The 26,245-nt window shown below is 41.7% G+C and carries 27 protein-coding genes; 8 read left to right on the forward strand and 19 right to left on the reverse strand.

Annotated elements, in window-relative coordinates:
* Window positions 1-69: 69 nt before the first annotated feature.
* The 4 genes from FTU06_RS06885 to pyrE all read right to left on the reverse strand — a co-directional run bounded on the left by FTU06_RS06885 (window position 70) and on the right by pyrE (window position 2,633).
* Window positions 70-384, reverse strand: a complete 315-nt coding sequence (locus FTU06_RS06885; RefSeq protein WP_180102757.1) for a BrnA antitoxin family protein — start codon at window positions 382-384, stop codon at window positions 70-72.
* Complete coding sequence (locus FTU06_RS06890; RefSeq protein WP_039890878.1) at window positions 371-658, reverse strand: BrnT family toxin; 288 nt, start codon at window positions 656-658, stop codon at window positions 371-373. The genes FTU06_RS06885 and FTU06_RS06890 overlap by 14 nt, the downstream gene beginning before the upstream one ends.
* A 245-nt stretch (window positions 659-903) precedes the next feature.
* Window positions 904-1,665, reverse strand: a complete 762-nt coding sequence (locus tag FTU06_RS06895) for a hypothetical protein (RefSeq protein WP_180113666.1) — start codon at window positions 1,663-1,665, stop codon at window positions 904-906.
* Between the two features lie 317 nt (window positions 1,666-1,982).
* The gene (gene pyrE, locus FTU06_RS06900) at window positions 1,983-2,633 is read right to left on the reverse strand and encodes an orotate phosphoribosyltransferase (protein WP_078190583.1); all 651 of its coding nucleotides are present in this window, start codon (window positions 2,631-2,633) and stop codon (window positions 1,983-1,985) included.
* A gap of 41 nt (window positions 2,634-2,674) precedes the next feature.
* Here pyrE and FTU06_RS06905 point away from each other — a divergent pair, with 41 nt between their 5' ends.
* Together FTU06_RS06905 and FTU06_RS06910 are read left to right on the forward strand one after the other, a co-directional pair.
* A complete protein-coding gene (locus FTU06_RS06905) occupies window positions 2,675-3,493 on the forward strand; it encodes an exodeoxyribonuclease III (RefSeq protein WP_180145716.1) in 819 nt (272 codons plus the stop codon).
* Between the two features lie 620 nt (window positions 3,494-4,113).
* Window positions 4,114-4,461, forward strand: coding sequence for a Spx/MgsR family RNA polymerase-binding regulatory protein (locus tag FTU06_RS06910; RefSeq protein WP_180088721.1), 348 nt, complete (start codon window positions 4,114-4,116; stop codon window positions 4,459-4,461).
* Between the two features lie 104 nt (window positions 4,462-4,565).
* Here FTU06_RS06910 and FTU06_RS06915 read toward each other — a convergent pair whose 3' ends face one another.
* On the reverse strand, window positions 4,566-5,003 hold the full coding sequence (locus FTU06_RS06915) for a DUF2147 domain-containing protein (protein ID WP_180024632.1): 438 nt from the start codon (window positions 5,001-5,003) through the stop codon (window positions 4,566-4,568).
* A gap of 155 nt (window positions 5,004-5,158) precedes the next feature.
* Here FTU06_RS06915 and FTU06_RS06920 point away from each other — a divergent pair, with 155 nt between their 5' ends.
* On the forward strand, window positions 5,159-6,070 hold the full coding sequence (locus FTU06_RS06920) for an alpha/beta hydrolase (protein ID WP_180145719.1): 912 nt from the start codon (window positions 5,159-5,161) through the stop codon (window positions 6,068-6,070).
* A gap of 73 nt (window positions 6,071-6,143) precedes the next feature.
* Here the strand turns inward: FTU06_RS06920 and FTU06_RS06925 are convergent, their stop codons facing one another.
* Window positions 6,144-6,713, reverse strand: coding sequence for an FMN-dependent NADH-azoreductase (locus tag FTU06_RS06925; RefSeq protein ID WP_180113669.1), 570 nt, complete (start codon window positions 6,711-6,713; stop codon window positions 6,144-6,146).
* Window positions 6,714-6,994: 281 nt separating this feature from the next.
* Between FTU06_RS06925 and FTU06_RS06930 the strand changes: the two genes are divergently transcribed.
* Entirely contained in the window at window positions 6,995-8,161 is a 1,167-nt protein-coding gene (locus FTU06_RS06930) for a GGDEF domain-containing protein (protein ID WP_228145159.1), read from the forward strand.
* A 34-nt stretch (window positions 8,162-8,195) separates the two neighbouring features.
* Here FTU06_RS06930 and FTU06_RS06935 read toward each other — a convergent pair whose 3' ends face one another.
* The 5 genes from FTU06_RS06935 to FTU06_RS06955 form a co-directional block, all read right to left on the reverse strand.
* The gene (locus tag FTU06_RS06935) at window positions 8,196-8,864 is read right to left on the reverse strand and encodes a glutathione S-transferase family protein (RefSeq protein ID WP_180145722.1); all 669 of its coding nucleotides are present in this window, start codon (window positions 8,862-8,864) and stop codon (window positions 8,196-8,198) included.
* A 2-nt stretch (window positions 8,865-8,866) separates the two neighbouring features.
* Window positions 8,867-10,663, reverse strand: coding sequence for a protein-disulfide reductase DsbD (gene dsbD / locus FTU06_RS06940; RefSeq protein WP_180088713.1), 1,797 nt, complete (start codon window positions 10,661-10,663; stop codon window positions 8,867-8,869).
* 53 nt (window positions 10,664-10,716) lie between these two features.
* Complete coding sequence (locus FTU06_RS06945; RefSeq protein ID WP_180022329.1) at window positions 10,717-11,487, reverse strand: transporter; 771 nt, start codon at window positions 11,485-11,487, stop codon at window positions 10,717-10,719.
* A gap of 14 nt (window positions 11,488-11,501) precedes the next feature.
* Window positions 11,502-12,044: an ankyrin repeat domain-containing protein gene (locus tag FTU06_RS06950; protein ID WP_180088711.1), complete on the reverse strand. Its 543-nt coding sequence runs from the start codon at window positions 12,042-12,044 to the stop codon at window positions 11,502-11,504.
* 129 nt (window positions 12,045-12,173) lie between these two features.
* Window positions 12,174-12,539, reverse strand: coding sequence for an HPF/RaiA family ribosome-associated protein (locus tag FTU06_RS06955; protein ID WP_180088709.1), 366 nt, complete (start codon window positions 12,537-12,539; stop codon window positions 12,174-12,176).
* Between the two features lie 494 nt (window positions 12,540-13,033).
* On the opposite strand from FTU06_RS06955, the gene FTU06_RS06960 reads away from it, so the two are divergent.
* Complete coding sequence (locus tag FTU06_RS06960; protein WP_168379688.1) at window positions 13,034-13,795, forward strand: outer membrane protein OmpK; 762 nt, start codon at window positions 13,034-13,036, stop codon at window positions 13,793-13,795.
* Window positions 13,796-13,896: 101 nt separating this feature from the next.
* Complete coding sequence (locus FTU06_RS06965) at window positions 13,897-14,397, forward strand: GNAT family N-acetyltransferase (RefSeq protein WP_180088707.1); 501 nt, start codon at window positions 13,897-13,899, stop codon at window positions 14,395-14,397.
* Between the two features lie 17 nt (window positions 14,398-14,414).
* Here FTU06_RS06965 and FTU06_RS06970 read toward each other — a convergent pair whose 3' ends face one another.
* Window positions 14,415-14,897 (reverse strand): DUF1877 family protein, encoded by a 483-nt coding sequence (locus FTU06_RS06970; protein ID WP_180088705.1) that lies wholly within the window; start codon window positions 14,895-14,897, stop codon window positions 14,415-14,417.
* Between the two features lie 279 nt (window positions 14,898-15,176).
* Between FTU06_RS06970 and FTU06_RS06975 the strand changes: the two genes are divergently transcribed.
* The gene (locus tag FTU06_RS06975; RefSeq protein WP_180066482.1) at window positions 15,177-15,878 is read left to right on the forward strand and encodes a phospholipase D family protein; all 702 of its coding nucleotides are present in this window, start codon (window positions 15,177-15,179) and stop codon (window positions 15,876-15,878) included.
* Window positions 15,879-15,979: 101 nt separating this feature from the next.
* On the opposite strand, the gene urtE is transcribed toward FTU06_RS06975, so the two are convergent.
* The 7 genes from urtE to FTU06_RS07010 form a co-directional block, all read right to left on the reverse strand.
* Window positions 15,980-16,678 (reverse strand): urea ABC transporter ATP-binding subunit UrtE, encoded by a 699-nt coding sequence (gene urtE / locus FTU06_RS06980; RefSeq protein ID WP_068532840.1) that lies wholly within the window; start codon window positions 16,676-16,678, stop codon window positions 15,980-15,982.
* A gap of 10 nt (window positions 16,679-16,688) precedes the next feature.
* Window positions 16,689-17,510: an urea ABC transporter ATP-binding protein UrtD gene (urtD, locus tag FTU06_RS06985; protein ID WP_068532837.1), complete on the reverse strand. Its 822-nt coding sequence runs from the start codon at window positions 17,508-17,510 to the stop codon at window positions 16,689-16,691.
* Window positions 17,507-18,580, reverse strand: coding sequence for an urea ABC transporter permease subunit UrtC (urtC, locus tag FTU06_RS06990; RefSeq protein ID WP_168379684.1), 1,074 nt, complete (start codon window positions 18,578-18,580; stop codon window positions 17,507-17,509). The genes urtD and urtC overlap by 4 nt, the downstream gene beginning before the upstream one ends.
* Window positions 18,581-18,584: 4 nt before the next feature.
* The gene (gene urtB / locus FTU06_RS06995) at window positions 18,585-20,219 is read right to left on the reverse strand and encodes an urea ABC transporter permease subunit UrtB (RefSeq protein WP_180145728.1); all 1,635 of its coding nucleotides are present in this window, start codon (window positions 20,217-20,219) and stop codon (window positions 18,585-18,587) included.
* A gap of 95 nt (window positions 20,220-20,314) precedes the next feature.
* Window positions 20,315-21,601, reverse strand: coding sequence for an urea ABC transporter substrate-binding protein (urtA, locus tag FTU06_RS07000; protein WP_180004371.1), 1,287 nt, complete (start codon window positions 21,599-21,601; stop codon window positions 20,315-20,317).
* Between the two features lie 374 nt (window positions 21,602-21,975).
* Entirely contained in the window at window positions 21,976-23,856 is a 1,881-nt protein-coding gene (gene parE / locus FTU06_RS07005) for a DNA topoisomerase IV subunit B (RefSeq protein WP_180145731.1), read from the reverse strand.
* A gap of 188 nt (window positions 23,857-24,044) precedes the next feature.
* Window positions 24,045-24,644, reverse strand: coding sequence for a YqiA/YcfP family alpha/beta fold hydrolase (locus FTU06_RS07010; RefSeq protein WP_180049795.1), 600 nt, complete (start codon window positions 24,642-24,644; stop codon window positions 24,045-24,047).
* Window positions 24,645-24,887: 243 nt separating this feature from the next.
* Here FTU06_RS07010 and FTU06_RS07015 point away from each other — a divergent pair, with 243 nt between their 5' ends.
* The gene (locus FTU06_RS07015; protein WP_180025879.1) at window positions 24,888-26,219 is read left to right on the forward strand and encodes an alpha/beta hydrolase; all 1,332 of its coding nucleotides are present in this window, start codon (window positions 24,888-24,890) and stop codon (window positions 26,217-26,219) included.
* Window positions 26,220-26,245: the final 26 nt, after the last annotated feature.

Consider the following 26,245-nt stretch of genomic DNA (forward strand, 5'->3'; position numbering starts at 1 on the left):
TAATTTTTTGCTTTTAAATTAAGATACTGATTAGTTTAAGATAAAAAATGAGAGCTTAAGCTCCCATTTCTATTGATGATTTTTTAATTCTTTAAGCATAGCATCCCGTAAAATTTCATTCATTCGTGTTTGATAACCTTTACCTTGTGCTTTGAACCAAGCAAGCACATCAGCATCTAACCGAATAGAAGTTTGTTGCTTCACAGGGCGATAGAATTGATTATGGCGTGCAGCATTACTCCAATCAGTCATTTCAGGAATATCTGATAGATCTAGCTGATCATCAGGAACTATACCTTTAGCAAGCAAGCGTTCAATTTCAGCATCTTGCTTGTCGCTGAATTTTTCATTCAGCTCTTTGCGTGAGTATCTAACCATGCTCATATTTATCTCGCTCCGCTTTAGTTACCTGTCTTGCACTAATGATTCGTATGATTTCACAGTCATCTTCATCAAAGATGGTATGAGCTACTAAGAGCATTAGTACGCCTTTTACTTTTCCAATGGTCTGCCAACGTTCTTCGCCATCGGTATGTCTGTCCTGGATTGAGATCCGTAGTGGATCTTCAAAAACAAGGCTCGCAGTTTCGAAAGAGACATCATGCTTTTTCTGATTCTTTCGATTCTTAGCCTCATCCCATTCAAAATACTGTTCCATAAAAAACATTCAAATTTGTATATACAATAATGTATCATAAAATTGTATAACTCAATCCAGTAAGTGTAATTTTTAGTCAAATTTATTGGCAAGAACTATCAAAACTGCTCATAAAAAAGCCGACTTGTTTCAAAGTCGGCTTTTTGCTGTTTTTGCGACCAAGGTGAAATTTTTAAATTATTGATATTTATATTAATATACAAGTGTATTGCGTATAATCGCCATTATGTTAAATGAAACTAAAATCAGTTACTTTCTTGAGATGGTGGAGCAGAGTTCCATGTGCCTAATAAGCGCCAAATTGCACTATCTATTTCTTGCCATCTATCCCAATTATTCAAGTTCATTTCCCATTTAATCCAGATACCGCCATATTTATTAGGTTGATAACTATCACCTCTAATTGGAATAATCTTGTTTTCCAGTGCAACTGAACTTTCTAAAGTTTGTATACTTAATAAAACACCACTGACGCCAGGCTCTTTAGATTTTCCATAACAATTAAAGGAATATTCTGCTTCTAATCTCTGATAACAAGTCAGACCATATTTTTCAAATTTTGAATTTTTTTCAAAAAATTCTTTTCTTTGTAAAAATGTCTTATGAGTATCTAAATTTTCAGCTCGCATATCCATGGTAAGACCTTCAATCCTTACTCTCACTTGGTCATCATGATCAGGCAAATATCCATCCGTTGCTTGAAAATCTAAATTGCTTAACTTTAAATCAAATTGTAATTGTCGATTCGAATCAGGCATCGGCAAACTGTTCGCTTCTCCTTGCATAATTGTTGGAAATTTTTCAGGAACATAGTTTATGGCAAATTGACCTAAATAATGTTCTCGTGCAGGTTTATAAAACTCATAATCGAATTGATCTGGTATATGCACGCGACGTGGCCCTAGTTTAGCTTTAACAATAAGTTCTGGATTTTGTTTCCATGTCACTATTTCCCCCTCTTGAGGAATATCCTTTGATGTACACCCAATAAGTAACAGTGCATACATGGAAAGAATCCAATATCCTTTTATTAGCATTATTTGACTCTTATAAATATTAAGATTCCAAAAAATTAGAATAGTTAAATTTTCCTAAAATTAACATAATACACGTTATACGAAATTCTTTAAATTTTCTATAAGTATCAATACTTTAAATAAAGCCGTTTCAGTAAATAGCGCACTGAGACGGCTTTTTATTGATTCTTCACGTTTAACGCCTACTTTTTAAGCAATATTTCACGTTTTTTGTTAGTTAGATGCAACAATCATCATTTAAAGACGTAAAAAAGGCAGCTTCAGCTGCCTTTTGAAATCCCGAAAAATTAGATGCCGTATTTAACACGGTACGCTTCCATTTTCGCCAAGGCTTCAGTTTCGCCTTTAGCCTCTAAGAAAGTCATCAAATCTTTCATGGTAATTAAGGCATGAACTGGAATTTCGAGCTCTTTTTGCACTTCCTGAATGGCAGACAAGTCACCTTGACCTTTTTCTTGACGGTCTAGTGCAACCAATACGCCCGCAATCTGCGCACCGGCATTTTTCAAAATAGTCACCACTTCACGAATCGCTGTACCCGCAGTGATCACATCATCAATGATCCAGACTTTTTTACCTTCAACAGACGCACCGACCAATACACCACCTTCACCATGGTCTTTGGCTTCTTTACGGTTAAAGCCCCAAGGTACGCTCACACCATGGTTCTGTGACAATGCCACTGCCGTTGCAGCTACAAATGGAATACCTTTATAAGCTGGGCCAAAGACCACTTCCACATTATCGCATTCTGTTAATTTTGCTGCATAGCCAGAAGCCAATAATGATAAGGCTTCACCATCGTTCAGTAGACCTGCATTAAAAAAATAAGGACTCACACGACCCGATTTTAAAGTAAACTCACCAAATTTAAGCACACCACGTGATAATGCGAGTTCGATAAAAGCTTGTGGATTAAATGCCGCTTGCGCTGTCATGAGGTGCTCCATTTTTTTTAAGTTTGAGGTTAAACCTGAGCATGATACCAAAGAGTAGCTATCCAAGTGATCAAAAAATTCTTCGTGTCGTTTCAATTAATGTGAATGGTCTACGTTCGGCAGAAAAGAAAGGCATCTTTGACTGGATTTCCCAATCCGATGCAGACGTCATTTGTATGCAAGAAAGCCGCATTACCCATGAACAATGGACCGATAAATTTAAACCCGAAGGTTGGTTTACACACCTCTTCCCTGCAGAACGCCCAGGTTACGCAGGTACAGCGATTTATAGCCGCTTGCCCTTTGTTTCGGTGACAGATGGTTTAGGTTTTGAATTAGCAGACACTCAAGGCCGCTTTATTTCTGCTGAGTTCGATTTAGGACTTGGACAAACTGCACATATTTGCTCGCTCTACCTGCCTTCAGGTTCATCGGGTGATGAAGCTCAGGCACGCAAAGACCTATTTTTAGGCGAATATCAACAAATTTTGAAGCAATGGCGTGCTGAAAATAAGTCAGTGATTGTTTGCGGTGACTACAACATCGTACATAAACGTATCGATATTAAAAATTGGTCTGGGAACCAAAAGGCTTCGGGCTGCTTACCGCACGAACGTGCATGGCTCGATCATATTTATGATGAACTTGGCTATGTCGACACCTTCCGTGAGGTACGCAAAGAAGCTGAGCTTTACTCTTGGTGGTCTAACCGCGGACAAGCCCGTGCCAAAAATGTGGGTTGGCGTATCGACTACCATGCATGTTCACCAGACTGGAAAGAACGTACAGTCAATGCTTGGGTATTCAAAGATGAGTGGTTTAGCGACCATGCCCCAGTGATTATTGACTATAAAATTTAAGCTTTCAGCAATTAATTGAGTGAACGATTGTTTACTCAATTAGAGGTTATTTCTCACATTGCATGACGAATTTGTGGATTTATCTCACAACTCGAACGTAGCATTATGGTCGCACGGCAAAGGGACATGTCAGGATGACACAAAAGGATTGGACGCCGAAGGAAGTATAAAAACAAACTAAATGATTTAGCTTGTTTTCAAGGATGTGACAATGGACGTTGGACTGAGACCCGCATGATCAGGATGATTAAATGCGGGTTTTCTCTTATCTAGCCCTTACATCTCTAGACTCCCCCAAATAAAACAGCTAAAAATTCGATCTGCACAGCAAATTCTTATTCTCGCTTTATTTTTACTTCTGACTGTGCAACCTTAGGCTGAATTTTCTAGTTATGGCATCGCTTTCTTTTCTGATTCGTTTTGTTCTGTAGGCTATTCTAAAACGCCAAAATGTCGTTTTGATGACAATGCCTAATATTTACAGCATGCGACTTGTACAGCAAAACATTTATTTCTTAATCCACATCACGATCGTGCTTTGAGCATTGATGAATTAGCCTGTAGGATAATGCTGAAGTGTATTTTTATCTTATTGTTTGAATAATTGAGGACACATGTTCATGCTTAAAATTTATGGCATCAAAAACTGTAATACCATGAAAAAAGCTTTCGACTTGCTCAACGAATTAGGCCTGACCTACGAGTTTCATGACTATAAAAAACAAGCGATTGATGCTGAAACCGTAAAAAAATGGCTCGATGCCAAAGGTGCTGATGTGATTCTCAACAAAAAAGGCACCACATGGAAAAAACTCAGTGAAGAAGAGCAACAAGCAGCCTTAGCCAGTGAAGAAAATTTGATTCAGTGTTTAACTGCGCATAGCAGCATGATTAAACGCCCAGTACTGGATACAGGTAGCGACTTATTGGTTGGCTTTGATGAAAACGCTTACCGTGCATTGAAATAAATGTTTTCATCACACTCATGCACGGCTCTAGTTCAATTGTGGCTGAAAATAGACTATAAAAAAGCCTGACATTGTCAGGCTTTTTTTGTTTGAATCATGTCAAATTAGTTGGCGCGGATCCATGTTTGGTTACGACCTAAAGCAGCAACACCAATAAAGCCGCGAAGCTCTAATTTTTTGCCGCCATCAGCCAATTGACCTTTTAACTTGTAAGTTTTACCTGATTGAGGATCCAAAATTGAACCGTTTTCATAGCTTGTACCACCAACATTTTTAAGACCGGTCACAATTCGCAAGCCTTTTAATGATTTGTTGTGATATGGGCCTTCACATTTTTTACATGCATTCTCTTCACCTGGTGTCAAAACTGACTGAATGCTCGCAGAAAGCGTACCATTTTTTTGCTCGGTGAATTTTACAATCGCTTTTGGCTGCTTGGTTTTATCATCAATGGTTTTCCAAGTTGTACCATTTAGCGGGTCTGCAGCATTTGCAAATGCGGCTAAACTCATCAATCCTAATGCTAGTGCAATTTTTTTCATTTTTGTTTATTTCCCTGGTCTGATATAGACGACATTAGTATCCAAAAGTCACAACAATTTATCAATTTTTGTATGTGACCGTTTAGTGTAACCTTGTAATTTGTGTTGGTAAATATGCTCACACGATTCCAAAAATAGAAAAAGATGGAAAGACAATGAAGATATCACCACTGACGAAACAACTGATTACAGAAAGCATTTTAAAAACCACAATTCGTGGGCCGAGCCAGTTCAATTTACCGCCCAATACTTTACGTTTTGCTTTGGAACAAATTTGTCGTGCATTTCCCCAAAACCCGGATGTACAAATTCGCCCTATTCGCTTAGCCGGCTTAAAAGCCGAAGAAATCAAACCTCAACAGGCATCGACCCAATTAATTTTTCATATTCATGGGGGCGCATTTTTCTTGGGTTCGATGAACACACATCGGGCGTTTCTGACTCAAGTTGCTGCGCGCACGCAAATGCAAGTGTTACATTTGGATTATCCTTTATCCCCAGAAGCACAGTTTCCTGAAGCACTCGATGCCCTTTTTGATGTGTATGCCGTGTTATTAGATCAAGGGGTTCAAGCCAAAGATATTATTTTGTCAGGCGACTCTTGTGGTGCAAACTTGGCGCTTGCCTTAGCTCTTAAAATTCAACAGGAACAACTTCCACAAGTCAGTGGTTTGGTGTTGATGTCACCGTTTTTAGACCTGACGTTGAGTAGTGAGTCCCTACGCTATAACCTCAAGCATGATGCGCTGTTAAGCATAGAAGCCCTCGAAACAGGCATTGATTATTATGTACCACGCTCGGTCGACCGAGCTGATCCATTGGTCTCGCCTTTTTTTGCCGAACTCAAAGGACTGCCTCCGATTCATATTCAAGTGGGTTCTAAAGAAATTTTATTGGATGATGCGCAGCGCTTTAAAGTCAAAGCAGAAAATGCCGGCCTAGATGTCGAATTTAAGCTGTACACTGGCATGTGGCATAACTTCCAAATGTTTAGCCCATGGTTTGGAGAAGGACAGCGTGCGCTGAGTGATTTAGCTGATTTTGCACACCGACTGGATCAGGACTAATCCCTGAAAACTGATCAAAGCCACCATAAAAAAAGGTCAGCAGATGCTGACCTAAGAGGGAAATGTCAATCTATTAAATGGCTTGAATTTGAGTCTGAGCTGTCGCCATTGCTTGTGCTTTCATGTCAGGTCCCATATTGACACCTTCGGCACGAATCACATCAATATCGCTAACACCTGTAAAATTAAATACGGCTTTTAATAAACCTTCTTGATAATCTACAGGGCTGTTATCGCCATACACGCCGCCACGACTGCTGGCAATATAAACTTTTTTGTCACCTGCCAAGCCCACTGGACCTTGTTCTGTATATTTAAAGGTACGACCTGCAACACTGATACGGTCAATCCATGCTTTCAAAGTTGATGGCAAACCGAAGTTATACATAGCAGCACCAACCACAACCACATCAGCATCCAAATACTGTTGTAACAACTGCTCGCCTAAAGCCGATTGTTCTGCATTTTGACCCATCAAAATTTCACTGCTGAGATGTGGAATCTGCTGTACAGCTAAATCGAGATGTTGAACCTGTGCCGCATCACCATGTTTTTGCTGTAGCTGTTGTACAATTTCAGCGCTGAGTTGACGTGAAACTGAAGCGTCGCCCATGATGCTTGAATCAATATGCAGAATTTTCATGACTAAAACCTAAAGCTGTTGTTATTAACTTGAGCCTAGTCTAATCATTTTTCATAAATAGAATAATCCCGATCCTTATGACACTATGTTTTATTTTTAGAACAATCATTTTGAACTCGCAAAAAATTTAAAATTACTGAGCGGTTCTTGACCGTTATCAAGTGTAAATTTTCATGCTAATGTAAGCCTATAAAATGATATCTATATAAACTTTAAGAAAAAAACTGATAACTCGAACAGGGCAATGACACAGGATGACGGTGAAATCAAGCATACGTGACATGATCCTCCGCAATAGAATCGCCCAGTATTTGCTGGAAGATGAAGTGGTGATGAATTGGAGTATCCTGAAAAAGTGTATGCTCATGCTGATGCTTGGCTCAGCCATTCATCTGCTTTGGATCATTTGGAAATTTTATGTTTATGTCACGCCAGAACTTTGGCAGTGGGTTAACCTTGATCTCATCCACTCTCAATTGTGGACCAATATCGTCTTTTTTTGCTTAATGGTCCTGCTGATTTGGCCTTGCTATGCTGGAAAAGATAATCCCAAGATTCAGCTAATTTTACCTTATCTTTCGGTCGGCTTATTCGTCATTTCTTTATGTCGTGATGGTTATTTAATTGGCGTTATGAGTCCAGCCACCATGATCTCCTACGTGAGCCTTGTGACCGTTGGATTGGTACTATTTACACGAAAAATCGTCTATAGCATGCTGATCCCAGCCACGATTTTTTTATCTATTTGCATGTATTTAAGCATCCGCGGCATTATCCCCTATGCCCCGATTTTTCAACCTCATGCCTATGGCTATCAAAATAGTTTTTGGCTCTTCTCAATGATCTTTTTCATTGTTCCTATTTTATTAACCTGTTTGGCTTTATTTGAAATCTTACTCAGCCAATGGCGTCATCGAGAGCATCTGATTCAAAAACTTAGTCAAGTCGACCCACTGACCAATTTATTTAATCGACGCAGTATCAATCAATGTTTGGAACAGCTCGATAGTGCTAAAACAGATACATATGCACTGGTCTTATTGGACTTAGACCATTTCAAACGCATCAATGATGAATATGGACACGATAAAGGCGATGAAACCTTGATTCTCGTCAGCCAAGTATTAAACCAACATTTACGCGGTAGTGATGTGGTTGGGCGGTTTGGCGGGGAAGAGTTTATTTTGGTGCTAAAAAATTCTAACTTAGAACAAGCGATATTCATTGCAGAGCGCTGTCGAAAAGCCATTGAGCAGCTTGAAATTTGGGGACATGATGGTCAGTCAATTCATGTGACAGCCAGTTTTGGCATTGCGATTTCTACGCCAGAATTGGTACCGCAACAATTGCTGACCCATGCAGATCAAGCGCTATACGCAGCTAAAGCTGGTGGCCGCAACATGGTGATGGCCTACACCGAACAACAAAGCTTTAGCCATTTGGTTTAAAACTTTTCTACAGCTCAGATGCGTCGTTGAGCTTTTAACGTGGATACTGTTCCATTCGACGGACTGGCTGTTCCTGTTGAGCAGCCGTGATCCATGCCTCCACAGAAGGATGCTGCAAAATCTTTTGCATATAACGACGTGTGTTGTCACTCAAGGGTAACTGAAAGGTCTGTAAACGTGTTACCACGGGTGCAAAAAACGCATCAGCAATACTAAACTCACCGCATAGAAAGCCATCCACCGCAGTACGACTCGACCAAATCTGCTCGATTCGAGTCACTTCAGCACGCAATTCGGCATGTTCAGACCATAATCTCTGACCATGCCGACCATAATCCGCCTGAAGATTCATACTGCATAAGCTACGCAATTGCATAAAACTACTGTGCATTTCCGCGCAAATACTCCGTGCCCATGCACGTTGTGTAGCATCTTTTGGCCACAGTGGAAGCTCTTGAAACTGCTCTGCCAAATATTCACAAATCGCCAATGAGTCCCAAATCATCACACCGTCATGTTGCAGTAGGGGCACTTTGCCATTGGCATGTAGGGCTAACATTTGCTGCTTGAATGCTCCGCCATCTGCTTCTTCAGAAAAAGGAATCAAGATCTCTTGAAAGGGTAAATTAAACGCGTGTAACACCAACCACGGTCGCATAGACCACGTCGAATAGTTTTTATTGGCAATATATAATTGCATCATTTTTATTCTCCACGCGATTTAAATTTTTCCAATTGCGCTAGCAATTCTTTCTCGCTAAAAGCACCCGTCAAACGCAGTCCACGTATCTCTTGATGTGCTGTATCTAAAAATAAATAGGTCGGTGGCCCTAAAATATCCCATTGATTAAGCAGTACTTGATGGGTTGCATCATACTGACTCAAATCCAACTTAATTAAATAATACGGTGCCAAAGCCTGTTGTACTGCTGCCGATTTTAAAACTTTATGTTCAATCGGCTGACAGGCCACACACCAATCGGCATAGACATCAATAATTGCGGATTGACCTTGAGGAATTTCACTTAACAAACGTTGAAACTCTTCCGCTGTATGTGCCACATGCCAAGCACTTTGCTGTTGGTTTTCTTCGACTAAAAAACGTTGGCTGTGTTGATATTGACTGTACACAATATAAGGTACGGCTGCACAGAACACCAAGATATACAACCATTTGAGCTGAGTACTGCGCCATAAAATGCGCCAAAGCACATAAGCGCTAAACACCAGACCCAGAGCAAGGGATAACCACTGTAACCAAGCTTCACTGATCAATGGTCGAATAAAATACAAAGCCAATGCCAACATGATGAAAGCAAAAAGCACCTTGATTTGATTCATCCACAAACCCGCTTTAGGCAATACCCGTGAGCCAAGGACACTGGCCAACAATAGCGGTGTACCCATGCCAAAGCCGAGAGTGAATAACAATAATGCACCTTGCCACTGGCTTTGGGTTTGCGAAATAAATAATAATGCGCCTGCCAACGGTGCTGTCATGCAAGGACCGACCAGCAATGCAGAAATCATCCCCATGACCCCTGCGCCAACGAGACTACCACCTTTTTGCATCGACTGAGCTTGGTCTAAGCGATTGACCCAACTGCGTGGCAATTTCAGCTCAAATAAACCAAATAAATTCAGGGCAAAAACCACAAAGAGCACGCTAAAGGCAATTAAAGTCGAGGGTTGTTGCAACCAACGCTGGAAATTCAAACCTGCTGACGAGGCCACCAAGCCAAGAATGGCATACACCATCGCCAAACTGGTGACAAAAGTCAGTGCAATCATCCACGCTTTTAAACCTCGGCTGTCGCGGACAATCAGTGAGGTTAAAATCGGCAGCATTGGCAATGAACAAGGGGTAAAGGCCAACAAAAAACCCAAGCCAAAAAACAGGAAAAGGCCATAAAATATGGAGCTTTGTGCTAATTTTTCAGACCACATTTGGTCACTTGCGGTATAGCGATCAGAAGCCAGTGCAGCATTATCTGCCCGCTGCTGATCTAAACGATTCGCCGTAGGCTGTTCGGCAGTATTTTCTGCTGCAAAATCGAGTAAGCGTTTATTTGGACTGGCAAGATTTTGCTGTGTGACCAAGCCAGAAGCATCCGTTTCAAAGCTGATGCTCTGTGGTGGATAACACACCCGATCCTTGGCACAGCCTTGCCAACTGACTTGATAGGTCTGCAGTTTTTGAGTCGGAATTTTAAAACTCAACTGTTGGTAATACACCTGCGTATGACCATAGTTATCGTCTTTTAAATCCTCAGCAGCAGGCAAATCCAAAGCTAAAACTTGATTGCCCTGCTTCACCTCTATTTTGTGCTGATATAGATAATAATGCGCTGGAATATCCCAACTCAGCTCCGCCTGATCTGCACGATCAGAGACCACTGAGAAAGGAAAAGCATCTTCAGCTGAAAGTAATGCATCCTGAGCAGAGACGCCCATACTGAACGACAGCACAGCCGCTGCCGCAACATAAGTCCATTGTTTCATTCAGCTGAATTCATCCTCAGTCTGTATTTTTACGTTTTAAAATTTAGGTTTTTTTAGAACAGGTAAGATACACCCAAACCTGACTGATAATTTTTATGACCGCCAGTGAGTTCTAGACCGACGCTCGCATCCAACTGCATACGATCCGAAACGGCATACGTTAGACCGGAAGCCAAAGACACTTCCTGATCCGTACTCTCTGCTTTGCGATAAACCAGCTCAGAAAAACCCGATAAATTACCCGCAATTTGATATTCCATTCCTGGAATGGCACTCACAGCCCAATCACCATCTTGAACTTCATAACGCATGGTCATTGAAGTCCCAATTGTATCGCTATAATCATAAGCCACAGCGGAAGTCAGACTATAAATATCGTCCTCAGCACTAAAACCTTCATTGCCTGTTGCAATAATCGCTTCAGCAAGAATAGCCATCGACAATTTCTCATCATTCAAATCAATGGCTTTTTTCAGACCAATGCTGACATCACCCAAACCATCGTCTTCAACTGAGCGACCCGCAACTTTGGTTTTAGACCATGCCGGACCTTGCCAACCCAATTGCAATTCCAAATCTTTTGCCAAACCAGTACGGAACAACATGTCTGCATTTAAAGTGGTGTTTTTTACTTTTTCACCATTTTCATCACGACTTTCACTATAGCTCGCTGCTGGCAAACTTTGTTCCCATGCCAAACGACCAACAGGGGTAATGCCTGTACCCATACCCGCACCCGGACGGTCAAATGAAAAATCCGCCGCAAATGCAGACAGGCTCAAACTGGATAATGTTGCAATGCTTAAAACTTTAAATACAGTCATGTTTTTACTCACAATTATGCTAATTCTTTGGTCATTTTTGCGCCATGGCTACGCAAAAGCTCCAAGGTTTGTTTTTCTTCTTCCAATGCTTCTGACCAATTTACCGCGTCAAAATCACAGTCAAAAAATAATTCACTAATCGACGATAAAATGGTTAAACCATCGCTATCAATCATATTTGGATTCACTTTTTCATCCAATAAGCGCTGTACCGCAGGGACACATGCTGCACTCGCGGCGTCCCATAATGGACCATAAATTTCTTCAGCATCCCATAAATGCACATTGGCTTTGGCTTGAATCAGCGCTTCCAAGATTTGCATATGTACGTCTAAATGTTGTGTTTTCTGTTCTGCTGTTAAAGGTTGGCCTGCTTCATACGCTTCGCAAACCATTTCCCACCATTGAAACAAACCATCAGACCATACAGAAACCGCAGGTCCTTTTTCAAAGTCGATAAAATTTGGATTAAGACCATCTGCCAACAGGCGTTGCACCTGTGCAAGATCTTGTTCTTCTAACGCTTGCACAAAAAGCTGTTGTTGCGCTGTTAACATCTGGAAAGCTCACTTCAATTTATTTTGATCTATTATGCCGAATAAAGCTGCGTTTGTTTGAATTTCATGTAAAACAAAATACAAAACACACAAAAAAAGCCCCGCAGGGCTTTTTTTAAATTTTGAGACTTATTCGTCGTCTACGCTGTCATCCGCATCAGCAAAAGCAGGTTGCGTACTGCGCGGGTTCTCTTTCTTTTCGAACACATGTTCAAGACTACGTTTAAGTCGATCAATTGCACCGTGAATAGCTGTATCTACATTATGACCACGATGGTTGACCACGACAGGCTTCAAACCTGCTGGACGTGCTTCAATCATACATTTTATGTCGTCGCTGCCGCCCTTGTCCCCATTTTCATCACTTAAATGCACCGAAAAGTGGGTAATGCGTTCACTATGGCGCTGAAATTCTTCATTAAGTTCTGCACGAACGTATGTAATTAGTCGATCACTGTTTATAATGTTTTTATCTGTACGGATTTCAATGTTCATAATATCATCCTCATATCTATCTGTATTAGCTATAAAAATTTGTGCAAAACTTATTATCTTGGCACGTTACATTTGCTGTAAATGTTACAGCAATGACCATCTTCAACTTTGTATGGAACGTCGTCCTCCACATTGAATGATGAACACTTTAGAGTCTGCAGATCCGTGTCCTTATACTTCGAATATCGGTCTTAAGTTAGAATTTTGCAAGTGCTATTTTGATATTTTTTTAATATACATACAAAAAGTAAGACTTTATTGTAGATTTGCATTGTTTTAATTGATTTGGGTCATATTTTTGTGCATTTCATCGACGTCCACCTTCAATTTGCACAATTCCATTCCAACTCAAAATCTCGCTTTACCATCATCGATCATTCACAGCGTATTTCACCTTCAAATTACAAAACAATTTTGCCGTTGAGTAAAATTTGGCTTTATTTTTGCTTAATAATCTGTATGCTTTCAGTGCTTCTCGGGGGAGATATTTTTTAATGAAACTTACACAAATCGTTGCATCATGTGCATTAGCATCTGCTGCTGCTTTCACTCAAGCTTCACCTATCGTATGGCAAGATTTCAGCTTAACTGGCCTATATGGTGAAAATTATGTTGTGCCTTTTGATGGTGACAACAATGAACAGAAAACGATCACAGCAGAATATGCCGCTAAACTGAAATATTCAGATGTATTCTTCTTCGTTGACCAAGCTTGGGACAAAGATGATGAAGCATCGACTTACCTTGAGCTTGCACCGCGCCTTAGCTTAGGCGAAGTTTCTGGTAAAGACCTTTCTATGGGGCCGATCAAAGACGTTCTGATTGCAACGACTTGGGAACATAATGCCGGCTACGACAAAAATTCTGAGTTTAATAACTTCTTGTATGGTATTGGCTTTGCTTTAGACATTCCATATACACAGTATGCAAACATCAACTTCTATAAAGCCGATAATGATTCTAAATCAGCCGGTACTAAAGATGATTATCAAATGACGATCACTTATGCTGTGCCATTTAAAATTGGCTCTGAAGATTTTCTAGTAGATGCTTTCCTTGACTGGTCAACAGCTGAAAAAGGGGCGCAAGCTAGTGAATTAAACTGGACAAGCCAATATAAATGGAATATCGGTAAGCATATCTCTCCTAAGACTAAGCTCTACGTAGGTGTTGAACACTCGGTTTGGAACAACAAATATGGCCTGAAAGGTCAGGACCAAAACGATGTCAGCGCTTTGGTGAAATACCACTTCTAAGTTCAACTCAGAACGCTATGAAGAAAAAAGCAAGGTTCATCACCTTGCTTTTTTTATGCCTAAGTTTTTAAATTGACTTTATTTTTATCAGAAATTTGCGCATGTCTTTTCTCATTCGACCTGCAACTCCACAAGACTTAGCGGCCATTCTCGCAATCTATAATCATGAAGTTCTCAACGGCTTTGCGACATGGAATGATCAAGCTTATACCCTTGACTCTTTTCAACAGAAATTGCTGGATTTTCAAAAGCAAAATTTTCCTTTTGTGGTGATTGAAGATCAAGAACAGCATCAAATCGCGGGTTATGCTGACTATGGTTCATTCCGTCATTTTGCTGGCTATCGACATACTGTTGAGCACTCTGTCTATATTGACCCAAACTATGCTCGACTCGGTCTTGGTCAGCAATTATTAGAACATCTGATTCAGCATGCCAAAAGCCAAAATATGCATGTCATGATTGCAGGCATTGACCACGGCAATAGCGCCTCGATTGCCCTACACAAAAAATTAGGCTTTAAGCAAACAGGTTATATGCCTGAAGTGGGACAAAAGTTTGGTGAATGGCGTGATCTCGTCCTGATGCAACTTCAGTTATAGCCCGTGTTGAGCTGTGTTTATGGTAATTTATCCAAACGAATACCATCTTGAATCACACTCAGCACCGATAAATTATGACGCGCTGCATCACGATAAAGGTCTTGTAACTGTAAAAAAAGCAGTTTTAATTCGGCCAATTTGAGCTCTTGCTCAGGTGCGGTTTCTGCAATCGTGACCAAATAACGTTTTTTGATTTCATCCACGCTTAACTGTTGTAATGCCGGATGGATTTCTGCAACGCGAACTACAGTATTGTAATGCACTGCAAGGCTCAGTCCCGGTCGTCGCTCTGACAAAGGATGTTCTGCCTGAATGGCATAACTCAGTGCCGCAGCTGAATCACTGTTCACGCTTAATAATGGATTCAACTCTTGCCACGCTTCCCCTAAAAAAAAGGAGTGTTGTACAAAAGGTGAATCCAAGACATCTTGAGGGGTTTCTGCTTCTAAAATCAGAGTTTCCAAATCATTCGGTGGGATCAAATATAATATCGCGTCCATATTCTTATCTTCTTGTTATGTATTTAGTTAAGATTAACTTTTATTGAGCAATAATTATACAATTTTTTGTATATCAGCTGACTTATTCAATTCATGTATAGCCCAATCTATTCCGACTGAAATCATAAGTAACTCACTATTACTATGCTTACCGCCAATTCAATTAGACCACCTGCTATCAAAAAACAAATGCATGTCTAAAGTTTAAAAGCGAATTATTTCAAAGTATGAATTTTATGCGCTAAAATTTAAAATTATCAAAATTAATCAGGGGGATAAATGGCAAAATTCTTAAATACCAGTGGCACTAACTTCTTTCTTGAAGAGTTAATCAAAAATGCCAAAGAGCGTTTGATTTTAATCAGCCCCTATTTACGTTTAAATGACCGTATTAAGGAGCTTCTTGAAGATAAAGACCGTATGAAAATTGATATTCGTATTGTCTACGGTAAGAGTGACTTACATCCAGATGAAATAAAATGGATGCAAAAACTGGATTATGTCCGCGTGAGCTTTTGTAAAAATTTGCATGCAAAGTGCTATTTAAATGAAGGTGAATGCATTATTTCAAGTTTAAATCTTTATGAATTTAGCCAAGTAAATAACAATGAAATGGGGATTTTAGTTCGTAAATACGAAGATGATGAAGTCTTTAAAGATGCCTATGAAGAAGCCCAACGTATTATTCGCATCAGTGATGAAGTACGCATTACTTTAGATGAGGTGAAAGCAGAAAAACCTACTATTGAAAAAAATGAAGAAGAATCACTTTTACAATCTAAATTAACCAGTTCAAAACTCGCCGCAAAGCACAAATTAAAAACCCCTGAATTATTAGAACTATTGGTGAGTAAAGGGTTACTTGAAGAAAAAGCAGAAGGTAAGCATACGCTTACAGATTCAGGTAAATTCATTGGAGGAGAATTCAAGCCCAATCAATATGGTGGCTATTTTCTTTGGCCTGAAAACATTGAACTTTAATCCACATAAAAATTTCCTCCCTTTAAGCATTACAGCCGTGAGTAAAATACCTACCCCCTCTCTTGCCCCAAAATATGGAGCAAAAGAGGGTATTAAACAACCTAAATCGCCACCAGTTCCCGAATGCCTTTTTCGGGCATTTCACTACCGACACCTTGTGCAATCACTTGCCCCCGCGCCATCACGGTATATTCATCTGCCAGTTCTTCTGCAAAATCATAAAACTGTTCAACCAAAACAATCGCCATTTCTCCGCCATCAGCTAACTGACGAATCACACGACCAATGTCTTTAATAATCGAGGGCTGAATGCCTTCAGTCGGTTCATCTAAAATCAATACCCGCGGTTCGGAAGCAAGCGCACGGGCAATCGCCAATTGCTGCTGCTGACCTCCAGATAAATCTCCACCTCGTCGATGTTTCATTTCATCCAATACGGGGAAAATCTCATAGAGATGTTCTGGCACTTTTCGGGTTTTAGCGCCTTTAAATTTTGCCATCCCAATCAAAATATTTTCTTCAACGGTCAAGGTCGAGAAAATATCCCGCCCTTGCGGTACATAAGCTAAGCCTTCACGTACACGCTGTTCTGGACTTAGCTTAGAAATATCTTTGCCATCCAGTAGGATCTGCCCTGACTTGATCGGTAAAATGCCCATTAAACATTTTAAGAGGGTGGTTTTACCCACACCATTTCGCCCGAGCACCACCGAACATGCGCCCACAGGAGCGGCAAATGTCACATCTCTTAAAATATGACTGCCACCATAAAACTGATTGACGTCTTTGACTTCTAACATGGTCTGCTCCTTAACGTCCGAGATATTTTTCAATGACATCTTCATTGGCTTGGACTTCGGCCAATGTACCCTCTGCCAAAATCGCACCTTGCGCCAACACGGTGACTTTTTCACTGATGGTGTCAATAAAGCTCATGTCATGTTCAACCACGATAAGGGTGTGGTTCTTTTTTAACTCTAAACATAGCTCTGCAGTGCGCTCTGTTTCAGCATCGGTCATCCCTGCTACAGGTTCATCCAGCAAAATCAACTTTGGGCGCTGCATCAGTAGCATGCCTATTTCTAACCACTGCTTTTGACCATGTGACAACAGCCCTGCCGGTTTATGGATCAATTCTTCTAAGCGGATTTGTGCTAAAGATTCGTCCAAGGCGTTTTGCGCATCTGGATCGAGTTTGCTGAAAAAACTCTTTTTCACCCGTTTATCTTTAGGTGCAGCCAATAACAGATTTTCCATCACGGTAAAATTTTCAAATACGGTTGGCTTTTGAAACTTACGACCGATTCCGGCTTCTGCTATTTGCTCCGTGCTCATTTTTGCCAAATCATAGGTTTGCCCAAAAAAAGCCGAACCTTCTGTCGGACGAGTTTTACCGGTAATCACATCCATCAGCGTGGTTTTGCCTGCACCATTGGGACCAATGATGCAGCGCAGCTCACCTTCTTTGATATATAACGATAAATCATTTAATGCGCGGAAAGAATCAAACCAGACGCTGACTTTTTCCAAATACAGGGCTATCCCGTGACTGAAGTCCGCACCCTGCTCTTTCGGTCGTCCATAACCTTCTGCGGCATGACCGCCATGCGGTTGAACCCATTGATCATTCATTCGCTGCGCTCCTTTTTAAACCGCTCTAATAGCCCAATCACGCCATTTGGCAGGAATATCGTTACCACAATAAACAGCGCACCTAAAATCAATAGCCATACCTCTGGATAAGCCACCGTGAAATAGGTCTTCATCCCGTTGATCAAACCTGCACCCAGTATCGGGCCAATCAGCGTACCGCGACCACCTGCAGCCACCCACACCGCCATTTCAATCGAATTGACAGGGTTCATCTCACTCGGGTTAATAATGCCAACTTGGGGTACATACAGAGCGCCTGCAATCCCTGCGATCACGGCAGACAACACCCATGCAGAGAGCTTGTACCATAAGGTGCGGTAACCTAAATATTGCAAACGGTTTTCACTGTCACGAATTGCACCGAGTACACGACCATAGGGTTTATTCATCAGGTGGCGTAAGCCGACAAAACAGACCAGCAAAGTCAGCGCAGTGAGGAAACATAAGGTTGCACGCATTGGTGCAGAGGTAATATCCATACCCAAAATGGTTTTAAAACCGGTAAAGCCGTTGTTACCGCCAAAGCCGGTTTCATTGCGGAAAAACAGTAGCGCCGCAGCAAAGGTCATGGCTTGGGTAATAATTGAAAAATACACGCCTTTAATTTTTGAGCGGAAGGCAAAGAAGCCAAAAATGAAGGCAATCAGTCCTGGGACCAAAACCACCAAAGCCAATGCCCACACGATATGTTCAGTACCCATCCAGTACCACGGTAGCTCGGTCCAACTCAAAAAGCGCATAAAGTCGGGTAAGCCATCGCCTGCCGCTTCACGCATGAGATACATGCCAAAGGCATAGCCGCCCAAGGCAAAGTACAAACCATGCCCCAAGCTTAAAATGCCGGCATAGCCCCAAACCAAATCTAAGGCCAATGCCACCAAGGCGAGACACATAATTTTGCCAATGAGCGTGACCCAATACGCTGATAAATGCAGTGCTGAATCGGCGGGTAATACATGTAACCAAGGTAAAATCAGCAAAATGGCAAAGCACACGGCAATCGCCATACCGCTATAGGGTTTATCCGATAATAACGAAGTGATTTTCATGCGCTTACTCCACAAAACGGCCTTTGATGGCAAACAAACCTTGTGGACGTTTTTGAATAAACAAAATCACAAGAACCAGTAGAATAATTTTCGCTAAGACTGCACCCATGCCGATTTCCAGCACTGTGCCACTAACACCTAGACCTAATGCAGCCAGTACTGCGCCCCATACTTGGCCAACACCACCCACCACAACCACCAAGAACGCATCGATAATATAGTTTTGTCCTAAATCAGGACCGACATTGCCGACTTGTGCTAAGGCACAGCCTGCTAGACCTGCAAGCCCCGAACCTAAACCAAAAGCCATCATGTCAATGCGGCTAGAACGGATACCTACGGCCTGTGCCATTTGACGGTTTTGCGTCACGGCACGAACAAATAAACCAAAGCGGGTTTTATTCAGCAAGTAAACCAGTAATAGGAGTACCGCAACGGTAAAGCCAATAATGGCAATACGGTTATAAGGCAGCATCAGACTCGGTGTCACAGCAATGCCCCCTGACAGCCATGAAATATTCGACACCTCAACGTTCTGCGCACCAAAAACCATGCGCACCACTTGCATTAAAATTAAGCTCACACCAAAGGTGGCTAATAGTGTTTCCAATTGACGGCCATACAAGGGACGAATAACAGTACGTTCAATCAACATGCCGATCAAAGCACTTACAATAAATGCAGCAGGAATCGCGGCAATCAAGTACCAATCGACATAGCTACTGAGAAGACTCTTAAACAGGCTTTGCACCACATAAGTGGTATAGGCCCCGATCATGATCAGTTCACCATGCGCCATGTTAATCACGCCTAGCAGACCATACGTAATGGCTAAGCCCAACGCCGCCAGTAGTAAAATACTGGCCGTGCTGAGACCTGAAAAGACATGTCCAGTCCATTCACTGGCCTGAATACGAGTTTTAATATTGCTCTTGGCTTCTGTCAGTGCGGCTTTTAACTCAGGATGCAGGTTGGCTTGTTGTAATTCCTGTTCCACCATCGCCAACACATCGGGACGGTTAGAATCTTGCAGCACTTTGGCCGCCTGTATTTTTTGTAAAACATCAGGGTTTTGATAATCCAAGCGTGCTTTGAGCTGCGCTAAACGGGCTTTAACTTTGTTATTTTTTTCATTTAAATACAATTGATTAATATTTTTAACATCCAACTCAGCCAAGTTATTTTCTAAAATATCAATTGCATCCAAACGTTGGTTTAAATCATCCGATTGCAGCTTTTCTTTCGCTTGCGCAAACGTTAAGGCTTTACGAAGGGTATTCACCAAGGTGACTTGAGATAAATCGGCAGGCCAATCCGTCACGGTTTGCAAATCAGGATAGCTCAATAATTTTTCGTCAGTTTCTAAAATATAGGTTTGACCGCTTTGACCACTATATAACTGGTCTTTTTCGACCAATGCGGCCAACTGATCTAAGGATTCAATATCGCCCGGCCATTGATTGAGTAAGCTGCGGCGCTCGGTAAAACTCCCGCGAACAAATTGCTGAATGGCGTCACCTTGCTGCACAGATTGCACCGTAGACACCACATCCGCTGCAGTTTCTGCATGCACGATTTGCAGACAGAATAATTGGCTCAGGAATAGAAAAAGGATCGGGAAATTGCGTAATTTTTTCATCTTATAAGCATCCCTATTGAGTAATAGAACAACCCCATCTAGGGATCACATCAAAACATGCCCACTACACAATGGCAGTAGGCATTTGGATTGAATTATTTCGGGATGTACGGGCTCCATGGCTCTGCAGCAATGGTTTTTGCGGTTTTGTGCACCACATCAAACTGACCATCGGCACGGATCTGACCAATCATGACTGGTTTATGCAAATGATGGTTCGACGCATCCATTTGCAAGGTATAGCCCGATGGCGCTTTAAATTCTTGGCCGGCCATAGCTTCACGCACTTTATCGACATCTGTGCTTCCTGCTTTTTCTACCGCTTGTTTCCACATATTGATGCCGACATAGGTAGCCTCCATCGGGTCATTGGTCACAAATTTATCGGCATTTGGCAGTTTGTATTCCACGGCATACTGCTTCATTTTATTGGTGAATTCAGTATTCACTGGATTTTTCACCGACATGAAGTAGTTCCACGACGCCAAGTGTCCTACCAGCGGCTTGGTATCGATACCGCGTAATTCCTCTTCACCCACAGAGAACGCCATCACTGGAATATCCGCAGCTTTGATGCCTTGGTTGCCCAATTCACGATAGAACGGCACATTTGAATCGCCGTTAATGGTCGAGATCACAGCAGTCTTTTTCCCTGCCGCAAACTTCTTCACATTGCCCACAATGGTTTGATAGTTGCTATGACCAAATGGGGTATATTCTTCCATGATGTCTGCATCGGCAATGCCTTTCGACTTCAAAAATGCACGTAAGATTTTGTTGGTGGTACGTGGGTAAACATAGTCTGTGCCCAATAGTACAAAGCGTTCTGCCTTACCACCCTCTTCACTCATCAGATATTCAACAGCAGGAATCGCTTGCTGATTCGGTGCTGCACCTGTGTAGAAAATATTTTTAGACTGTTCCTGACCTTCATACTGAACAGGGTAGAACAATAAGCCATTTAATTCTTCAACCACGGGTAAAACCGACTTACGAGATACCGACGTCCAGCAACCAAAAATCACGGCTACTTTGTCTTGGGTAATCAACTGACGGGTTTTTTCCGCAAATAGTGGCCAGTCCGATGCCGGATCCACCACCACAGGTTCTAGTTTTTTGCCCAATACCCCGCCATTGGCATTAATTTCATTAATCGCCATCAAGGCCGTATCTTTTAGAGAAGTTTCTGAGATCGCCATCGTGCCTGACAGCGAATGTAAGATCCCGACTTTAATAGTATCGCCACTTGCTGCAGCGGCTTTTGGTTCTGATGTAGCGCTTTCTGTTTTTTCTTCTGCAGGTTTTGAACAGCCCGTTAAAGCAATCGCCCCAGTCATCGTTGCCGCTAAAATACTTTTAGCAAATACATTGCGTTGAAACATTATTCACACTCCCAACCTAAGCTTGTAATTCACATTTTTAAAATGCATTTGTTGTCTTTCATCACAACAGAGCAATTCAATAACTGTGCCAAGCCTTATTTTTTATTTTGATTGAGTGCTTTTATTTATTTTTAAATGTTATTTTTCACATAGTTACAATCATAAAATTTGCTTTTAATTTTTTATGGGTCGATTCAAAAATCGTAAAATCACCGCAAAGATGCATACAAACTTGTATCCAACATTTGACCTATAATTGAACAATTTTGCGACGTTTTTCAAAAAACACGGTGTTTTGGCACACAAATCATGCAGCTTTTCCTAAATTTGAAGCAAAAAAAAACCACTTGCGTGGTTTTTTCCTTGTTGCAATTTTAAACCGCTAAATCGGCCAAATTACCCTTCTGTTCCAACCAATATTTACGGTCTGAAGAGCGCTTCTTCGCCAATAATTTGTCGAGTAAACCTGAAGTAAACTGTACGTCATCCAAGTCCAGTTGCACTAAACGACGTGTATCGGGATCCATAGTCGTTTCACGCAGCTGACTCGCGTTCATCTCGCCCAATCCTTTAAATCGTGTGATTTGAGGATTTTTGGTTTTACATTTCTTTAAGATGCTTTCTAGTTCATCTTCATCCAAGGCATAGTGCACATCTTTATTGTCATCTATACGGAACAGCGGTGGCATCGCCACAAACAGATGTCCTTCCTCAACCAAAGTATGGAAATGTTTGACGAACAATGCGCAGAGTAAAGTCGCAATGTGCAAACCATCAGAGTCCGCATCGGCCAAGATACAAATCTTGCCATAACGAAGTTCTGACAAGTCGTCACTGCCTGGATCTACACCAATCGCAATCGCAATATCATGTACTTCTTGCGATGCTAAGACCTCGTCTGATGACACTTCCCAAGTATTTAAAATCTTACCACGGATCGGCATGATCGCTTGGAAGTTCTTATCACGTGCTTGCTTGGCAGAACCACCTGCAGAATCCCCTTCCACAATAAACAGTTCTGATTCTTCGAGGGTATGGCCCACACAGTCAGCCAATTTACCCGGTAAAGCTGGACCTGAAACGATCTTTTTACGTTCAACTTTCTTCGCAGCTTTTAAACGGCGACCGGCCTTGGCAATCACCATTTCTGCCAGTTGCATAGCAATATCGGAGTTTTGATTCAGCCACAGTGCAAAGGCATCTTTGGCAATATTTAACACCACACCAGAGGCTTCACGGCTTGAAAGTCGTTCTTTAGTTTGACCCGAAAATTGCGGCTCTTGGAATTTTAAAGACAGAATAAAGTTGACGCCATCCCACACATCTTCAGCAGACAGCTTCATATTACGCGGCAATAAGTTACGTAATTCACAGAACTCACGAATCGCATCTGTCACACCCGAACGTAAACCGTTGACATGTGTACCGCCTTGCGCAGTTGGAATCAAATTGACATAACTTTCTTGAATCTGTTCGCCGCCTTCAACGTTCCAGCAAATGGCAAATTCAGCACTAGCACGTTCAGCTTCACTAGTCGCCACAAATGCAGGAACAGGAACGATGTCACGGTCTTGTAGCTCATCCATCAAATAGTCGACCAGACCATTTTCAAATTGCCATTCAATTTTTTCGTTATTGATTTGATCGACATAAATGATTTGTAGACCGGCTGCCAATACTGCTTTGGCTTTTAAATTATGTTTAAGCGCTTTTAAGGCAAATTTAGGTGAGTCAAAATATTTCGCTTCAGGCCAAAAATGCACGGTCGTTCCTGTCGCACGTTTGGCACATTTACCTTCTAACACTTCCAGTGACGCAACTGGTTCACCGTGTTCAAAAGCCATTTTATACAGGTTGCCATGACGTTGAACTTCCACCTCAACACGGTTGGACAATGCGTTGACGACAGAAATCCCTACACCATGCAGACCACCTGAAAATTGATAATTGTCTGTGCTGAATTTACCGCCGGCATGCAGTTTGGTCAGAATGATTTCAATCCCGCTTTGACCATACTCAGGATGGATGTCAACTGGCATCCCACGACCATTATCTTCAACTGACAATGAGCCATCTTTATACACTGTCACGGTAATTTTATTGGCATGTCCTGCAAGCGCTTCATCGACGGCGTTATCTATCACTTCCTGCGCCAAATGGTTTGGTCGTGTAGTGTCTGTATACATCCCCGGACGACGACGTACCGGATCTAGGCCAGATAAAACTTCAAGTGATTGAGCCGTATATTGCGTCACGTTGCAAAATTCCCTGCTTTTTTGGTTAAAACATTTCTTCAAGCGCTACAGTATATGCTTTTTTATTAAAATGCATATCTCTTGCGATCAGCCGCCATTTTCTTAAACAATTTAAACGTCAAATGATGTCGTAACTGCCCATTTTTTGTATGTTGGATCTAGCTTTTCAGCATTTGGATTGGATCATTTTATTTAGGCATATTTTTGACAGCATCGGACAAAAACTGCAAGAGCATCGGTATTTTTTCTGCAAAATCATCCATGCCATGTGTTCCACCCACCTCAGTGATCAACATGGCCATGCCGGCTTGAGCCGCACTATAAAAACCAGCGGCATCTCGATAATCCAAGGTTTCATCGCCTTGTTGGAGCAAGACCAACAGTTGATCTGCGTTCTCAACCTTAGATACCGCCAAAGCCTGCATTTGATTTAGCTGTGCATCATCCAAGCACCACGTTTCAGTCACCTGATAGGGTAATGCCGTCTCGCCAAATAAATCACGAAATAATTGCCATGGATAGACCGCAGGATTGATGAGCACTGCAGGAATATGATGCCGTGCCATCAACTGCGTCGCATAAAAACCACCTAAACTGCTGCCCACCAAAACCACATCATCCAAACCTTCAATCAGCTCTGACATCTGCTGCATTACCTGTAGCGGTGGCATATTCAAATCTGGCAAATGCACGTGCACACCATTTAAGTCTGCGCAATGGCGCCGCAGTATCTGTCCTTTCACTGAATTTGAGTTACTTTGAAAACCATGCAAATACACAATATTCATCATTTTGATTCCAAATTGATCTTTAAATTGCTTTAAAAGTGGCATATAAGTGCTAACTGCGTCACATTTTCTAAATTTGAATTTTTAGTAAAATTGTCAGACAAAAGGCATTCACCGACAGGTCTGTTATCGGTATTGTAAAAGCTGTTCGTGAGAATTTTATAAAATAAACAATGAAACTTCAGGCTATTCCAGTAATAAATACAATCGAGGGATAGCATTGAATGTAAGGATAGGAACATTATGCCTAGCTTAACACCATTGCATGAAACCTATTGTAAATGGGACCGCACACCACCCAGTCAAGCAGATGTGCTGGAAGGTTTGGCACAACTCGTGACAATGCGTTTTAGTGATGTCGTGCATGACTTGATCAAAAACATTCAACGTGAAATTTTAATCAGTATTTTTGGAATGAGCGAACAAGGCTCGAAAGCCTTTCATAAGCAGCCGACCATTGCACGGATTTACGAATTTTCTTACAACACCTTTTTCAATTATGGCAATTATTTACTCGCACCAACGCTGCGTAGCATTATTGAAAAATTCCCACGCTTACACGACAAACCGCTCACGCCGTCTTTACATTTTTTAGTGGGCGCGCTGAATGGGGTCTTGGGCGACTATTTACTGAAATATCACAACCCGATGGCCTTACCAATGGTGGTTTACGACCATTATGGTGCGGTACAAAAAGGCGAATTAACCGGTCGTATTACCCTGTTGATTCATGGGCTCTGCATGAATCATCTGTCATGGTCGACAGCCAAATATGGCGGCATTGGTGAAAAATTACTGTCACAACGTGACCACAACACCATGCTGTATTTAAATTACAACACGGGTCGTCGTATTTCGACCAATGGCCGCAGCCTTGCCAATACATTAGAAGATTTGGTCCGTCGCAACCCCGGTATTACCAGTATCGACTTAATTGGTCATAGTATGGGGGGCTTAGTGTCCCGTAGTGCCATTTTTTATGGCAAACAAAATATGTATCAATGGATTCATCAAGTTGAAAATCTAGTCTGCTTGGGCTCACCACATCATGGTGCGGTACTTGAACGTGTCGGATTTCATTTGCAAGATCAATTGGGGCGTTTCCCCTTGGTCAAAATCGTAGGTCACGTGGTGAATATTCGCAGTAACGGCATTTTAGATTTGCGCTATGGCAGCGTGCGTGATGATGATTGGGAACATAATGATGTCCGCATTGGACTCATGGACGACAACCGTAAACCTGCCCCGATTCCATCACATATCAATACCTACCTCGTGGCAGGGACCATTGAATATGAACATCGTCGCAATAAAACGCGACATGTGATTGGAGATTACTTGGTCAGCGTGAAAAGTGCCTTAGGGGAACACCCAAATGCACGTTATCAGCTTAAAGTGCCAGATTCACATAAAGCGATTTTTTATGGCCTGAACCATTTTGAAATTCAGCATCACCCTCAAGTGGCCGAGCAAATCGTGCATTGGTTCTATCCAAACAATGACGATAAAGCTTGTGATCATATCTATGAATTTATGATGGACTTGGAAAGTATGGAAGGCATTGCCCTAACCTAAAGTAAAATTTCTACCATGTGTATGCG

It is taken from the genome of Acinetobacter sp. YH12052, from assembly GCF_013419835.1.
Classification (GTDB): Bacteria; Pseudomonadota; Gammaproteobacteria; order Pseudomonadales; family Moraxellaceae; genus Acinetobacter; species Acinetobacter amyesii.